General features: G+C 75.0%; 14 protein-coding genes. 12 read left to right on the forward strand and 2 right to left on the reverse strand.

The genetic code is table 11. The features are described from left to right. Positions 1–103 precede the first annotated feature (103 nt). The 3 genes from PATMI_RS0117920 (at position 104) to PATMI_RS0117930 (ending at position 3604) form a co-directional block, all read left to right on the forward strand. A complete protein-coding gene (locus PATMI_RS0117920; protein ID WP_026911869.1) occupies positions 104–916 on the forward strand; it encodes a TlyA family RNA methyltransferase in 813 nt (270 codons plus the stop codon). Then, on the forward strand, positions 913–1779 hold the full coding sequence (locus PATMI_RS0117925; protein ID WP_026911870.1) for an NAD(+)/NADH kinase: 867 nt from the start codon (positions 913–915) through the stop codon (positions 1777–1779). The genes PATMI_RS0117920 and PATMI_RS0117925 overlap by 4 nt, the downstream gene beginning before the upstream one ends. A gap of 88 nt (positions 1780–1867) precedes the next feature. Further along, complete coding sequence (locus PATMI_RS0117930) at positions 1868–3604, forward strand: DNA repair protein RecN (RefSeq protein WP_026911871.1); 1737 nt, start codon at positions 1868–1870, stop codon at positions 3602–3604. Positions 3605–3691: 87 nt separating this feature from the next. On the opposite strand, the gene msrB is transcribed toward PATMI_RS0117930, so the two are convergent. Further along, complete coding sequence (gene msrB, locus PATMI_RS0117935) at positions 3692–4105, reverse strand: peptide-methionine (R)-S-oxide reductase MsrB (protein WP_026911872.1); 414 nt, start codon at positions 4103–4105, stop codon at positions 3692–3694. Between the two features lie 326 nt (positions 4106–4431). Here msrB and PATMI_RS0117940 point away from each other — a divergent pair, with 326 nt between their 5' ends. From PATMI_RS0117940 to mutM, 7 genes are all read left to right on the forward strand, one after another. Further along, on the forward strand, positions 4432–6096 hold the full coding sequence (locus PATMI_RS0117940; protein WP_026911873.1) for a CTP synthase: 1665 nt from the start codon (positions 4432–4434) through the stop codon (positions 6094–6096). Positions 6097–6398: 302 nt separating this feature from the next. After that, complete coding sequence (locus tag PATMI_RS37635) at positions 6399–7367, forward strand: M20/M25/M40 family metallo-hydrolase (RefSeq protein WP_026911874.1); 969 nt, start codon at positions 6399–6401, stop codon at positions 7365–7367. 24 nt (positions 7368–7391) lie between these two features. Next, on the forward strand, positions 7392–7943 hold the full coding sequence (locus PATMI_RS0117950) for an NUDIX hydrolase (protein ID WP_026911875.1): 552 nt from the start codon (positions 7392–7394) through the stop codon (positions 7941–7943). 95 nt (positions 7944–8038) lie between these two features. Further along, positions 8039–9010 (forward strand): site-specific tyrosine recombinase XerD, encoded by a 972-nt coding sequence (xerD, locus tag PATMI_RS0117955; RefSeq protein ID WP_051471981.1) that lies wholly within the window; start codon positions 8039–8041, stop codon positions 9008–9010. A 62-nt stretch (positions 9011–9072) separates the two neighbouring features. Beyond that, positions 9073–9807 carry a hypothetical protein gene (locus tag PATMI_RS0117960; RefSeq protein ID WP_157260835.1) on the forward strand — a complete coding sequence of 245 codons (735 nt, stop codon included), beginning with the start codon at positions 9073–9075 and terminating at the stop codon, positions 9805–9807. Continuing rightward, positions 9804–11003, forward strand: a complete 1200-nt coding sequence (locus PATMI_RS0117965) for a phosphopentomutase (protein ID WP_245604191.1) — start codon at positions 9804–9806, stop codon at positions 11001–11003. The genes PATMI_RS0117960 and PATMI_RS0117965 overlap by 4 nt, the downstream gene beginning before the upstream one ends. 140 nt (positions 11004–11143) lie before the next feature. Further along, positions 11144–12013 carry a bifunctional DNA-formamidopyrimidine glycosylase/DNA-(apurinic or apyrimidinic site) lyase gene (gene mutM, locus PATMI_RS31315; RefSeq protein WP_051471983.1) on the forward strand — a complete coding sequence of 290 codons (870 nt, stop codon included), beginning with the start codon at positions 11144–11146 and terminating at the stop codon, positions 12011–12013. On the opposite strand, the gene PATMI_RS0117975 is transcribed toward mutM, so the two are convergent. Further along, positions 11991–12245, reverse strand: a complete 255-nt coding sequence (locus PATMI_RS0117975) for a glutaredoxin family protein (protein WP_026913045.1) — start codon at positions 12243–12245, stop codon at positions 11991–11993. The genes mutM and PATMI_RS0117975 overlap by 23 nt on opposite strands. A gap of 24 nt (positions 12246–12269) precedes the next feature. Here PATMI_RS0117975 and recO point away from each other — a divergent pair, with 24 nt between their 5' ends. Further along, a complete protein-coding gene (recO, locus tag PATMI_RS31320; protein ID WP_157260836.1) occupies positions 12270–12992 on the forward strand; it encodes a DNA repair protein RecO in 723 nt (240 codons plus the stop codon). Between the two features lie 81 nt (positions 12993–13073). Next, a complete protein-coding gene (gene dgt, locus PATMI_RS31325) occupies positions 13074–14195 on the forward strand; it encodes a dGTP triphosphohydrolase (RefSeq protein ID WP_051471987.1) in 1122 nt (373 codons plus the stop codon). Positions 14196–14204 lie beyond the last annotated feature (9 nt).

Genomic DNA, 14204 nt, shown 5'->3' on the forward strand with positions numbered 1-14204 from the left:
CCTCCGGCCCGCGCGCCGACGGTGTGGTCGGAGTCACGGAAGCTACCGAGGGTCGCAAACGCGCCGGGGGCGCCGGGCGGCCGACCGGTACCGTTGCAGCCGCATGCCCAAGGTCCGCCTCGACTCGCTCCTGCACCAGCGGGGGCTCTATCCCTCGCGCTCGGCGGCCGCGGCCGCGGTGCTCGCGGGGGCGGTGCGCCTGGGCGGCCCCGGGGCCAACCCGCACGCGCGGCCGCTGAAGCCGGGGCTCCAGGTGACCGAGGACGTCGAGGTCGAGACGGCCGAGGCCGCGCGGTACGTGTCCCGGGGCGGCACGAAGCTCGAGAACGCCCTCGACGCCCTGGGGATCGACGTCGCCGGGCGCCACGCGCTCGACGTCGGCGCCTCCACCGGCGGGTTCACCGACTGCCTGCTCCAGCGCGGCACCACCGCCGTGGCGGCCGTCGACGTCGCCTACGGCGAGCTCGCCTGGTCGATCCGGGAGGACGAGCGCGTCACCGTCATCGAGCGCCAGAACGCTCGGGAGCTGACGCGGGAGCAGCTGCCGTTCGCCCCGGACCTCGTCGTCGCGGACGTGTCGTTCATCTCGCTCACCAAGCTGCTGCCCGCGCTCAGCGGCGTCGTCGCCGACCGCTTCGACGCGCTGCTGATGGTCAAGCCCCAGTTCGAGCTCGGTCGCGGACGGGTGGGGCGCGGCGGCGTCGTGCGGGAGCCCGAGCTCCGCCGCGAGGCGATCCGCACGGTCGCGGGGGCCGCGGCGGCCGCGGGCTGGGCGGTGCTGGCGGCCGCCCCGTCCGGGCTGCCGGGCCCGAAGGGCAACCGCGAGACCTTCCTGCACCTCGCCGAGACCGGGCGCGGTGGCGTCGACGACCTCGACGCGCTGGCGCTGCGGGCCGAACCGGAGCCGACCCCGTGAGCGGGGGGACGCCCGTGCGCAGCGCGTCGGTGCTGACCCACGGGCGCCCGGCGCAGTCGGCCGGCGCCCTCGAGATCCTCCGGGCCCTGGCGGCCGACGTCGGCACGGAGCTGCGGTTCGACGACCAGGAGGCCGAGAAGCACGGCCTGACCGCCGCGCCGGGCCTGGTCGTCGGCGGTCCGTACCGGAGCGACTCGGACCTCTGCGTCGTGCTGGGCGGCGACGGCACCATCCTGAAGGGCCTGCGCCGTCAGATCTGGACCGGCGTTCCCGTCTACGCGGTGAACCTGGGCGAGATCGGGTTCCTGGCGACGATCGACCCGGTCGACCAGGACGCCGGGCTCCGCCGGGCGCTGGCGGGAGACTTCGCGGTCCTCGGCCTGCCGGCGCTCGAGGCGACGCTGCCCGACGGCTCGTCGTACTCGGCGATGAACGACGTCAGCGTCAACCGGCGGTCCGGCGATCGCGTCGCCGAGCTCCGCTACGGCATCGACGGCGAGGACGTCGGCGAGGTCCGGTGCGACGGCCTCGTGGTCGCCACCCCGGCGGGATCGACCGGTTACAACCTCGCCAACGGCGGGCCGGTGCTCGCCTGGGGCGTCGAGGGGTACGCCGTGTCGTTCATCGCCCCGCACACGCTCTCGGCCCGCGCCCTGGTCGTCGCCCCGGACGGCGAGCTGGAGCTGCACAACGACTCCTCGTCGCCGGTCGAGCTCGGCGTCGACGGCCGGCCGCGCGGCCTGATCGGCGCCGGAGAGGTGCTGCGGATCCACTTCCGGCGCGAGGCGGCGGTGCTCGCCCAGACCGAGGGCACGAGCTTCTACGGGCGCCTGCGCGAGAAGTTCGGGCGGCTCGCCGGGTAGCACCCGGGTCCGTTGCGATCCTGCGCCGGAACCGCGCCGACACGACATCGTCACGCGATCCGTCCGCCCGCGATGCGAACCTGTGTTCGTGTTGCTCGAGCTGCGCGTCGAGAACCTGCTCCTGATCGAGCGGGCGGAGCTGGACCTCGTCCCGGGACTGAACGTCGTGACGGGGGAGACCGGCGCGGGCAAGACCGTGCTGGCCCACGCGCTCGACCTGCTCCTGGGCGCGAAGCCCCGCAGCGGGATCGTGCGCCCCGGTGCGTCGGAGGCGTGGGTCGAGGGCGTGTTCGCCCTGAACGGCCGGACGGACGTCCTGCCGCCCGAGATCGCCGAGCGCCTGCCCGAGGGCGAGGACGAGGTCGTGCTCGCCCGTCGCGTCACGGCCGAGGGGCGGTCCCGCGCGTTCATCGGCGGGCGCTCGGCGACCGCGGCCGACCTGCGCGAGGTCGGTGGCGCGCTGCTCGCCTTCCACGGGCAGCACGAGGCCCGGCGCCTCCTGTCGCCCGCGGCGCAGCTCGACCTGCTCGACGCGTTCTGCGAGCGCGCGGCGAAGGGCGCCGGCGGGGCGAAGCGGACGGGGTCGCGGGCCACGAAGGCGAAGGCCGGCGTCGGATCGACGGGGCACCTCGCACGTCGCGACGCCCACGCGGCCGCCCACGCGCAGGAGCGGGACGCCCGGCGACGGCTGGCGGAGCTCCACGACGCCGCCGGCGCGCGCGAGCGCGAGCTCGACCTGCTGCGGTTCGAGCTGCAGGAGATCGACGACGTCGCGCCGGTGGAGGGCGAGCAGGAGGAGCTCGCCGCCGTGCGCGAGCGGCTGCGGCACGTCGAGGCCCTGCGCGGCGCCGCGTACGTGGCTTCGCAGGCCCTGGGCTCGGAGGAGGGCAGCGCCGGTGCCGGGCTGGCGGCGGGCGAGTCCGCGCTGGACGGCGTGGCCGGGGTCGACCCCGAGCTCGACGTGCTGGCCGCGCGGCTCAGCTCGCTGCGGATCGAGGCCGACGACCTCGCCGCCGAGCTCGCCCGCCATCTCGAACGGCTCGACGCCGATCCCGCCGAGCTCGAGCGCGTGGAGGAGCGCCTGCAGGCCCTCTCGCGGCTCGAGCGCAAGCACGGCGGCAGCATCGCCGCGGTGCTGGACCACGCCGAGCGCTGCCGTCAGCGGATCGCGGAGTACGAGGACGTCGAGGGCGCGACGGAGACCGCGGAGGCCGATCTGGCCGAGGCCCGCGCCCGCAGGGAGATCCTGGCCGACGAGCTGACGGCGGCCCGGGCGGCCGGCGGTCCGCTCCTCGCGGCCGCGGTGGTCGAGCGCCTCGTCGACCTGGCGATGCCGTCGGCGACCCTCGAGGTCCGGCTGGAGCCCCGCGAGCCCGGGCCCACCGGTGCCGATCAGTGCGAGCTGCTCCTGGCACCGAACCCCGGGGTCCCCGCGGCCCCGGTGCGCGACTCCGCATCGGGCGGCGAGCTCTCACGCGTGATGCTGGCGCTGCTCGCCGTCGCGGGGGCGGGCACCGACGCCACGCAGGTCTTCGACGAGATCGACGCCGGGGTCGGCGGGCAGACGGGCCGCGCGGTCGGTGAGCAGCTGCGGGCGCTCGGCCGGGAGGGCCAGGTGCTCTGCATCACCCACCTGCCGCAGATCGCCGCGCTGGCGGACCGCCACTTCGCGATCGAGAAGGACACCTCGCAGGACACCGCGGTGACGGCCGTCCGTCGGCTGGACGACCCCGAGGTCGTCGGCGAGCTCGTGCGGATGCTCGGCGGCGAGTCCGGTGACGAGGGCGCGCGCCGCCACGCCGAGGAGCTCCGCAGCGCCGCCTGACACCGGCGGGCGCGCCGGGCACCGCGGCGTCGGGCGGCCGGCGTCGGCGCGCTCCGGCCCTCGGGCCGGCACGCGCCGTCCGGGTGCTCAGCCCTTGGGGGCGAGGTCCAGCGACGCAGAGTTGATGCACCAGCGCTGGCCGCTGGTGCCCGGACCGTCCGGGAAGACGTGGCCGAGGTGGCCGCCGCAGTTCGCGCACTTGCACTCGATGCGGACCATCCCGTAGGCGCGGTCCTCGTGGAGGGTCACGGCCTCGGCGACGACCGGGTCCGTGAAGCTCGGCCAGCCGGTGCCGGAGTCGAACTTCGTGTCGCTCGCGAAGAGCTCCGTGCCGCAGGCCGCGCAGCAGTAGGTGCCGTCGTCCTTCGTGTCCCAGTACTTGCCCGAGAACGCGGGCTCGGTGCCGCACTGGCGGAGCACCTGGTACTGCTCGGGCGTGAGCTCCTCGTCCGGCTTCACGTTCACGCCGGCGGGCTTGGTGGTGGGGGTGGAGTCGGACATTCCTGGGGTCTCCCGGGTTGCGGAGGGCGGACCGGCGCCGCGGAGCTGGTCCGTGACGTCCTCTCCATCGTCTCATGCCCGGTGCTCGGCGTTCCAACCCTCCTGCACAGGGCGGGAATGCGTCGATCGGGGGGCCCGGCGCGCGTCGAGGCGCACAGGGCGCGTCCGGGACACCCGGTACCGTCACCGACGGCTCACGAGGTCGCGGCACCCGGGTGATCCGGGCACCGGGACCACCGTCACGACGCTGTCCCGGCCCCGCCCGGAGCACCGCCGTGCCGCGCGCGGGCCCGCCGTCCAGCAGCTCTCAGGTGAGGATCCATCCCGTGCCAGACCGTTCCCCGACCAAGTACGTGTTCGTCACGGGAGGCGTCGTCTCGTCGCTCGGCAAGGGCATCGCCGCCGCCTCGATCGGCCGTCTCCTCGTCGCCCGCGGGCTGACCGTCTCGCTGCAGAAGCTCGATCCGTACATCAACGTCGATCCGGGCACGATGTCGCCGTACCAGCACGGCGAGGTCTTCGTCACGGAGGACGGTGCCGAGACCGACCTCGACCTCGGGCACTACGAGCGGTTCACGAACACGAACACCTCGAAGGCGTCGAACGTCACGACCGGTGGCATCTACGACACCGTCATCCGGCGCGAGCGCCGCGGCGACTACCTCGGCGGCACGGTCCAGGTCGTCCCGCACATCACCAACGAGATCAAGAACCGGATCAAGCTCGCGGGCGAGAGCTCCGACGTCGACGTCGTCATCTGCGAGATCGGCGGCACGGTCGGCGACATCGAGTCGCTGCCGTTCCTCGAGGCGATCCGCCAGTTCCCGGTCGACGTCGGCCGGCGCAACTGCATGTACGTGCACCTGACCCTCGTGCCGTACATCAAGCACGCGGGCGAGCTGAAGACGAAGCCCACGCAGCACTCGGTGAACGAGCTGCGCCGCATCGGCCTGCAGCCGGACATGCTGATCTGCCGCTCCGAGGCCGTCCTCAGCCGCGAGATCCGCTCGAAGATCGCCCTCGGCACCGCGCTGCCGGAGGACATGGTCATCTCCGGCAAGGACGTCTCGGACGTCTACGAGATCCCGCTCTGGTACCGCCAGGAGAACGTCGACCAGCGGGTGCTCGACCACTTCCAGCTCGACGCCCCGACGCCCGACATCAGCGCGTGGGAGGAGGTCGTCCGCCGCGTGCACGCCGCCGACGGCGTCACGCGGATCGCGATCGTCGGCAAGTACGTGAAGCTCGAGGACGCCTACAAGTCCGTCGTCGAGGCCCTGAAGCACGCCGGGGCGTGGGACGGCACCGCGATCGAGATCGACTGGGTCGACTCCGAGCACCTCGAGACCGAGCAGGCCGCCCTGGACCGCCTCTCCGGCGTCGACGGCATCCTCGTCCCCGGCGGCTTCGGCGGTCGCGGCATCGAGGGCAAGATCCTCGCCTGCAAGGTCGCCCGCGAGCAGCGCATCCCGTATCTCGGCATCTGCCTGGGCATGCAGATCGCCGTCGCCGAGTTCGCACGCCACGTGGCCGGCATGCCGGGCGCCAACTCGACGGAGTTCGACCCCGAGACCGAGTGGCCCGTCATCGACCTCCTGCCCGAGCAGAAGGAGGTCCGCGACCTCGGCGGCACGATGCGCCTCGGCGCGGACCCGATCCGGCTGCAGCCCGGCACGCGGATCCGCGAGATGTACGCGGAGGAGACGATCTACGAGCGTCACCGCCACCGCTACGAGGTCTCGATCACGCTGCGCAAGAAGCTCGAGGGTGCGGGCCTCGTCGTCGGTGGCACCTCGCCGGACGGCCGCCTGGTCGAGGCGGTCGAGCTGCCCGAGCACCCGTTCTTCGTCGCGGCGCAGGCGCACCCGGAGTTCAAGAGCCGCCCGGAGCGCCCGTCCCCGATCTTCCAGGGCTTCGTCGCGACCGCGCACCGTCGCGCGATCGACCGCGCCGCAGAGCGCAAGAACGCCGTCTCCGAGGCCCGGTCGTAGCACCGGGGGGCCACGACGGCCCGGTACCGGGCTCGCTGTTCGACGTCGCCGGCGTCCCGTCGGGCGCCGACCACGAGCGACTTCGGGCGACGTTCGCCGCGCTGTGCGCCGTCCCGAGCCCGTCGGGCGCCGAGCGGGCGATCGTCGACCACGTCGCCGGGCGCCTGCGGGCGCTCGGCCTCCGTCCGACCGAGGACGGCGCCGGGGACGTCCTGGGCGGCAGCGCGGGGAACCTGCTCTGCCGGATCCCGGCCGCGGGCGGCACCGCCGAGGACCCCGACCGCGGCGGTCACGCGCCCTGGGTGCTGCTCTGCGGCCACGTCGACACCGTCCCCGTCGCGGCGACGATCCGTCCCGAGCTCGTGGACGGCACCTGGCGCGACGCGCTGGGCGGGGTGCTCGGGGCCGACAACAAGGCCACGGTCGCCGCGCTGCTCGTCCTGGCGGAGGTCCTCTCCGCCCGCCCGGTCGCGGTCGCGGTGGAGCTGCTCCTGACCGTGCAGGAGGAGCCGCAGCTGCGCGGCGCGACGGTGTTCGACCACACGGTGCTGCGCTCCACGACGGGCGTCGTCGTCGACCACCCGAGCCCGATGGGCGGGATCGTCGTCGGGGCGCCCGGGCACGTCCGCTTCGAGGCCCACCTGACGGGCCGGGCCGCGCACGCCGGGATCGCCCCCGAGCAGGGCCGCAGCGCCGTCCTGGCCGCCGCCCGCGCCGCCCTGGCGCTGCCCGCCGGCCGGCAGGAGGACGGCAGCACGGTGAACGTCGGGCTGCTCGAGGGCGGGGCGGGAACGCCGGCCCCGGGGCAGGACGTCGTCACGAACGTCGTGCCGCCGCGTGCCCGGCTCGTCGGTGAGGTCCGCTCGCCCGACGACGCAACGCTCCAGCGGACGGTCGATGTCGTCGAGGCCGCGCTGCACGACGCCGTCCACGACCCGGCGGGGCCCGTCGACCTCGACCTCACGCTCGAGACGCGCTTCCGGCCGTACGCCCACGCACCGACCGCCCCGGTGGTCCGCGCCGCGGAGGACGCCCTGCGCGCCGTCGGTCTGGCTCCCCGGCCGTTCCGGGACCCCGGCGGCAGCGACGCGAACGTCCTGAACGCCCGTGGCATCGCGACGGTCAACCTCGCCGGCGGCAACGCGGGGGCGCACGAGGCGGGGGAGCGGATCGCGGACGAGGACCTCGGGCGCACGCTGGACCTCCTCGCGGCCGTCGTCCGCGGGGCCGCGCGGCAGGGAGCGGCCGGCCGCACGCCGCCGGCGACCTGACCGGCGCCGCGCTAGGTTCCCCCGATGACCGAAGCCCGCGATCGGCAGTTCGAGCGGACCGGCGGGACGGTGCTCCACGACGGGCGGATCGTCCACCTCGTCGAGGACACCTTCCGCTTCGCGGACGGCAAGGAGGTCAAGCGGGAGATCATCCGCACCTCCGGGTCGGTCGGGATCCTCGTCCACGACGGCACCGACCTGCTGCTGACGCGGCAGCCGCGCGAGGCGATCGGCCAGCCCGACAGCCTGGAGATCCCCGCCGGCCGGCTCGACAAGCCCGGCGAGCCGCCGATCGAGTGCGGGAAGCGCGAGCTGACGGAGGAGATCGGCTTCGCCGCGTCGGGGTGGCAGCCGATCCTCACCTTCCAGCCGTCCGTCGGGATCCTCGACGAGACCTGCCACCTGTTCTGCGCGTGGGACCTGGAGCCCGAGTGGAACGACAGCGGCGAGGACGAGCGCATCGAGATCGTGCGCTGGCCGGTCGACGACCTCGACGGTGCGCTGGAGCGGGTCTCCGACGGCAAGACGGTGATCGCCCTGCTGTGGGCCAAGGCCAACGGGCTGCCCGGCCTCTGACCGCGCGCCCGGGACGCACGCCCGGTTGCACCGGGCGCACGGGCCGTTGCACCGCGCAGGGTCGCGGGCGGGGGAGGCGCATCAAGCCCCCGTCCATGACCCCACCGCCCGCTGCGTCCACCACGCTCCCGACCGTCGAGACCCTCGTCCTCGACTTCCTGGCGTACCTCGAGTTCGAGCGCGGCCTCTCGCGCAACACGCTGGACGCGTACCGCTCCGACCTCGGGCAGTACGTGGCGTTCATGGACGGCCGGGACCACGGGGTGTTGACCGCGACGTCGGAAGACGTGACCGCGTTCCTGGACGAGCTGGCGGCCGGCAGCACGGCCGCGGACGGCACCGAGCGGCGCCCGGCGGCCGCCGCGACCGTCCAGCGCAAGGCCGCGTGCCTGCGGTCGTTCTACCGCCACGTGCGCCGCGAGGGGATCCTCGAGGCCGACCCCACCGCCGACGTCCGCGGCCCGCGCAAGCGCGAGCAGCTGCCCAAGGTGCTGACCCGCGCAGAGGTGGCCAAGCTCCTCGCGATGCCCGGACGCGACGGGAGCGCCGAGCCGATCGTCCTGCGCGACAGTGCGATCCTCGAGCTGATGTACGCCTGCGGGCTGCGGGCCAGCGAGGCGACCGGCCTGGAGGTCGGCGACATCGACCTGGAGGACGCGATGCTCCGCGCCCGCGGCAAGGGCAGCAAGGAGCGGATGGTCCCCGTGGGCCGACGCGCGATCGACGCGCTGGTCCGCTATCTCCGCGACGCCCGGGGCGACCTCGTCGGCGGCGGCAGCGAGCGCGCCCTGTTCGTCAACGCCCGGGGGACGAAGCTCAGTCGGCAGGGGCTCTACAAGATCGTGCAGCGCCACGCCAAGAGCGCCGGGCTCGACGACCGCATGAGTCCGCACACGCTCCGGCACAGCTTCGCGACGCACCTGCTCGCCGGGGGTTGCGACCTCCGGACCCTGCAGGAGATGCTCGGCCACGCCGACATCGCCACCACGCAGATGTACACCCACCTCTCCGCGCAGCGCCTGCAGGACGTCTACCGCGATGCGCACCCACGGGCCCAGCACGCCTGACCGCGGCGGTCGCCCGGGGCGGCACTGCGCGCGCCGGGGGACGGGTGCGCCAGAATCGCCGCGTGGCCCCCGCACCCCGCACGCCTCGTCGTCTGCCACGACGTCCGATCACCGCACCCGGGACCCCGGTGCGTCGGCGGACGTGGTGGCGGGTCGGTCCGGCGGCCGTCGTCGTGTTCTGCGTCGTGATCCTGCTGGTGCCGCTGCTCGGCGGCGGGCGCGAGCGGACCCCCGCGCGGGAGATCGTCCGGCCGGCACCGCCCAGCGGCGGGTTCATCAAGAAGAACGTCGGGCTCGGCACGCTCATGGACCTGCCGCGCGACCCGTGGAGCATCCGCGGCTGCGACGACCGCGGCGTGCCGCCCGACAAGGCGCAGCCGGACCTCGTCTGCGTCGTCACGAGCGGCCCGGGCGTCCTGTCGGTCTGGATCTACCCGCGCGGACGGAAGGGCCCGCGCGGCGAGCAGGCGCTCGACCTCGCGCGGCGTCGGCTGCTCTCCGCGGCGCGACAGCGCGACCGGTCGTTCCGCCGGATCGCCGCCGTGGTCACGCGGTACGACGGTCTGCCCGCGATCCAGATCCGCGGCACCGCCAAGATCGGCGACCGGCCCCGCACGATCCGGTCGACGCACATCTTCGTCGGCGGCCGCGAGATCGTCGTCGACGCGTACGCGACGAACTCGTCGTTCCGCCGCGTCGACCAGACGGTGTTCCGCCCCGTCCTCCGCTCGCTGAGGATCGCCGACGACTGGCGCGTCGTCCGCGCCCAGGACGAGGTCCCGGGCCAGAGCCGGTGACGGCACCGTCCGGGTCGCCCGCCCAGGCGCACCGCCGGGCGTTCGTGGTGGTCCTCGACGCCTGCGGGGTCGGGGCGCTCCCGGACGCCGCGGACTACGGCGACGACGGCACGGACACCCTCGGCCACCTCGCGCGGATCGAGGGCGGGCTCGAGCTCCCGGTGCTCGGCGGGCTCGGCCTCGGGCGGCTCACGGACATCGCGGGGGTCCCGCCGTCCACGACGCCGGCGATCCACGGGCGCCTCGCCGCGATCGGTCCGGGCAAGGACTCGATCGCCGGGCACCGGGGCCTCATGGGCGTCGCGCTCCCCGCGGCGTCGCCGCAGTGGCCCGACGGGGTGCCCGCCGACGAGCTCGCGGCGATGGAGCGGGCCGCCGGCCACCGGCTCCTCGCCGGGGCCGTGACCGACGGGCTCCGGGCGCTCGACCGGTGGGGCACCGAGCACCTCCGGACCGGGCGCCCGATCCTCTACACGTCCGCGGTGGACTCCGTGCTCCAGATCGCCGCGCACGTCGACCGCGTCCCCGTCGACGAGCTCCACGCGCTCTGCCGCCGGCTGCACGCGGGGCTCCCCGCGGAGCTCCGGCCCGCCCGCGTGGTCGCCCGGCCGTTCCGCGGCCCGGAGGGCGCCTTCGTCCGCACCCCCGGCCGGATCGACGTCGCGACCCCGCCGACGACGCCGTCGCACCTCGACGTGCTCCGCGACCGCGGGACGCCGGTCCACGGGGTCGGCAAGGTGGTCGACGTCTTCGCCGGACGCGGCTTCGACACGACGAGGACGGCGACCACGAACGCCGGCGCGATCGACGCCCTCGACGAGCTGCTCGGCACCATGACGCGCGGGTTGGCGTTCGTGAACCTCGTGGAGACCGACGACCGCTTCGGGCACCGGAAGGACACCGCGGGGTTCCATGCGGCACTCCGCGACATCGATGCGGCGACGGGGCGCTGGCTGGAGCGCCTGGGGCCGGAGGACCTCCTCGTCCTCACCGCCGACCACGGGGTCGACCCTGCGGCGCCGCACGCCTTCCACACGCGCGAGCACGCGCCGTTGCTGGCGGTCGCCGCCGGCCCGGACGGCACCGCCGTCCGAGCCCGTCACGACGGCGTGCTCGCGGACGTCGGCGCCACGGTCGTGCGGTGGCTCACCGGCGCGGATGCGCCGGAGCTCCCCGGCCGGTCGTTCGTCGCCTGACGGAGGCCGGTCGACGGGCGCACGACGGGGTGCCGTGCACCGGACCGGCCGGCGCCGATGGTCGGCGGTGCCGCGCGGCCGGATCCGCGCACCGCGCGCCGGGCGCGGGTCGCACGGGCCGAGCCACTACCGTCGACGTCGTGCCCGAGCTGCCCGAGGTGGAGACGATCACGCGCCAGCTCCGTCCGCACCTGGAAGGGCGGGTCGTCGAGGGCGTCGAGATCCTCGACCCGCGCTGGTGCGCCCCGGACGACGCCGCCGGGACCGAGGAGGCGCTCACCGGCCGCCGCCTGCTCCGGCTGGACCGGCGCGGCAAGCACGTGGCCTGGCGGACCGACGGCGGCACGCTCCTGCTCCACCTGCGGATGACCGGGACCCTGCTCGTCGGGGCGGACGCCGACGTGCCGTACCAGCGCGTCGTGCTCGCCCTGGACGACGGCACCGTCGTCCGGTTCTGCGACCCGCGACGGTTCGGGACCGGCCGCTGGTTCGACGACGACGCCGCGGCGACCGCGTATCTCGACGACCGCCTGGGCCCGGAGCCGCTCGGCGACGCGTTCGACGGCGCGGCGCTCCACGAGGCGGTTCGCCGGCGACGGTCGCCGATCAAGGCGCTCCTCCTCGACCAGCTCGTCGTCGCCGGGGTCGGGAACATCTACGCCGACGAGGCGCTGTTCTTCGCGCGGATCCACCCGCAGCGGCCGGGCGACCGGCTCACCCGCGCGCAGTGCACCGCGTTGGCCGAGGGCGTCCGGGTCTCGCTGCAGCACGGCATCGCGTCGGGCGGCGCCACGATCGACGACTTCCGCCACGTCGACGGCGTCGAGGGCTGGTTCCAGAACGACTTCCAGGTCCACCGCCGCGCCGGGCTGCCGTGCCCGGCGTGCGGGGCACCCGTGATCAAACGCGTCGTCGCCGGACGCGGGACCTACAGCTGCGACCGCTGCCAGCCGCGCCCACGGGCACGGCGGACGACGGCGCCGGGGCTCAGGCCCCGACGAGCTCCTTGAGGCGTCCCGACTTGTCGGCGGCGGAGAGCTCGTCGAACCCGCCGACGAGCTGGTCGTCGATGAGGATCTGCGGGAAGGTCATCATCCCCGTCTTCTTCGCGAGGTTCGCGCGGTCCTCGGGGTCGCGCCCGAGGTGGATCTCCTCGTACGGGAGGCCGCGGGCGTCGAGCAGCGCCTTGGCGCGGACGCAGAAGGGGCAGGCGTTCGTGGTGTAGACCGTGATCGAACTCATGACTTCACAAAGTATAGTCACGCTGTGAGCGGCACTCGTGTGAGCACGGAGGCCGTCGTGCTCCGCTCCATGCGGTACGGCGAGGCCGACCGCATCATCCACGCGATCAGCCCCGAGCACGGCCGCGTCGGCGGCGTCGCCCGCGGCGCCCGCCGGCCGAAGAGCAAGCTCGGCGGCCGGCTCGAGCCGCTCGCGGTCGTCCGTCTCGAGCTGATCCGGGGACGCAGCGACCTCCACACCGTCGTCGGGGCGGACACCGTCGCCGTCCATCACCGGATCCTCACGAGCCACGCGGCGCTCACGCACGCCCAGCGGGCGTGCCACGTCGTCGACCGCACGGCCGCGCCGGACGAGCCCGCGGAGCGCGTGCACGGCCTGCTGCGCACCCTCCTGGCGTTGCTCGACGCCCGCCCGGACGCGGCGCACGAGGGGCTCCAGCTCGCGTTCCGGCTGAAGCTCCTCTACGCGCTCGGCGTCCCGCCGGCCCTCGGCGCCTGCGTCCGCTGCGGGCGCACCGAGCACCTCGTCGCGTTCGACGCCGCGGCCGGCGGCGTGGTGTGCGCGAGCTGCCAGGCCGGCGCGCCCGGGGTCGACGCCGACGCGCTGCGCTTCATGGTGCAGGCCCTCGGCGCGCCGCTGTCGGAGGCCCCGTCGATCGACGACCGCCCGGCCCGGCAGGTGGCCCGCGCCTTCGAGGGGGTCGCGGCCCACCACCTCGGCGTCGACCTGCGCCCGCGCGACGACTGACCCGCGCCGGACACCGGCCGCACCGTGCCGGCTTCGTGCCGCACCGGGGCCCGTCCCGTCCGGGTGCGATCATGGGTCCTGATGTCGGCCGTCGCCCCCACCCCGAGCCTCGGCGACCCGCACGCCCGGCGACGGGAGTTCGAGGCGTCGTTCCTCGCCCCGTCCGCCGCGCGCACGTGGCCCACGCGCCGGGCGGTCGAGGAGGCCGACGACCCGCTCCGCACACCGCTGCAGCGCGACCGCGACCGCATCGTCCACAGCAAGGCGTTCCGGCGCCTGAAGCACAAGACGCAGGTCTTCCTCGCGCCGGAGGGCGATCACTACCGGACCCGGCTGACCCACACGCTCGAGGTCACGGGCATCGCGCGCACGGTCGCGCGGGCGCTCGCGCTCAACGAGGACCTCGTCGAGGCGATCGGCCTCGGCCACGACCTCGGGCACGCGCCGTTCGGGCACATCGGCGAGGAGGCCCTCGACGCCTGCCTCCAGGAGCACGGCCGGCACTTCCGGCACTGGGAGCACTCGGTACGGATCGTCACGGCGCTCGAGGACGCCCCCAGCACGGTCCGCGAGGTCGGCGGTCGCGCGCTGAACCTCTGCGGCGACGTCGTCGACGGGATCGCCTGCCACTCCGGTCGCGCGCCGATGCCGCGCACGCTCGAGGGGCGGATCGTGCGGATCGTCGACCGCATCGCGTATCTCAACCACGACATCGACGACGCGATCCGCGCCGGGGTGCTGCGCGAGCGCGACCTCCCCACCGGCCCGATCGGCGAGCTCGGGCCGACGCCGTCACGGCGGATCGACCGCCTGGTGCAGGACCTCGTCGCCACCTCCGCCGAGCGGGGCGACATCGCGCAGGGCGACGCCGCCGGACAGGCGATGGACGAGCTCCGCACCTGGATGTTCAAGAACGTCTACCTCGCGCCGGACGCCCAGGACCAGCACCGCCGGGCCCACGACCTGGTGCGCCGGCTGTTCGACCACCACATCGAGACGCAGGCCCGCGACGACGACCCGGCCGCGGCGCGTCTGCCGCTCGGGATCGACGACGGCGGCTGGGACCAGTACCACGTCCAGCGCGAGGCCGATCCCGACGCCGACGCGCTGCAGCGCGCCACCGACTGGGTCGCGGGGATGACCGACCGCTACGCCCTGCGCGCGTACGCGGACCTCGTGATCCCCCGCGTCCACGCGGGCTGAGGCGGGGCG

It is taken from the genome of Patulibacter minatonensis DSM 18081, from assembly GCF_000519325.1.
Classification (GTDB): domain Bacteria; phylum Actinomycetota; class Thermoleophilia; order Solirubrobacterales; family Solirubrobacteraceae; genus Patulibacter; species Patulibacter minatonensis.

Coding starts and splice junctions, on each gene's coding strand:
- PATMI_RS0117920 (WP_026911869.1), top strand. CDS start 104: ATGCCCAAGGTCCGCCTCGACTCGCTCCTGCACCAGCGGGGGCTCTAT.
- msrB (WP_026911872.1), bottom strand. CDS start 4,105: ATGTCCGACTCCACCCCCACCACCAAGCCCGCCGGCGTGAACGTGAAG.
- PATMI_RS0117950 (WP_026911875.1), top strand. CDS start 7,392: ATGACCGAAGCCCGCGATCGGCAGTTCGAGCGGACCGGCGGGACGGTG.
- xerD (WP_051471981.1), top strand. CDS start 8,039: ATGACCCCACCGCCCGCTGCGTCCACCACGCTCCCGACCGTCGAGACC.
- PATMI_RS0117975 (WP_026913045.1), bottom strand. CDS start 12,245: ATGAGTTCGATCACGGTCTACACCACGAACGCCTGCCCCTTCTGCGTC.
- dgt (WP_051471987.1), top strand. CDS start 13,074: ATGTCGGCCGTCGCCCCCACCCCGAGCCTCGGCGACCCGCACGCCCGG.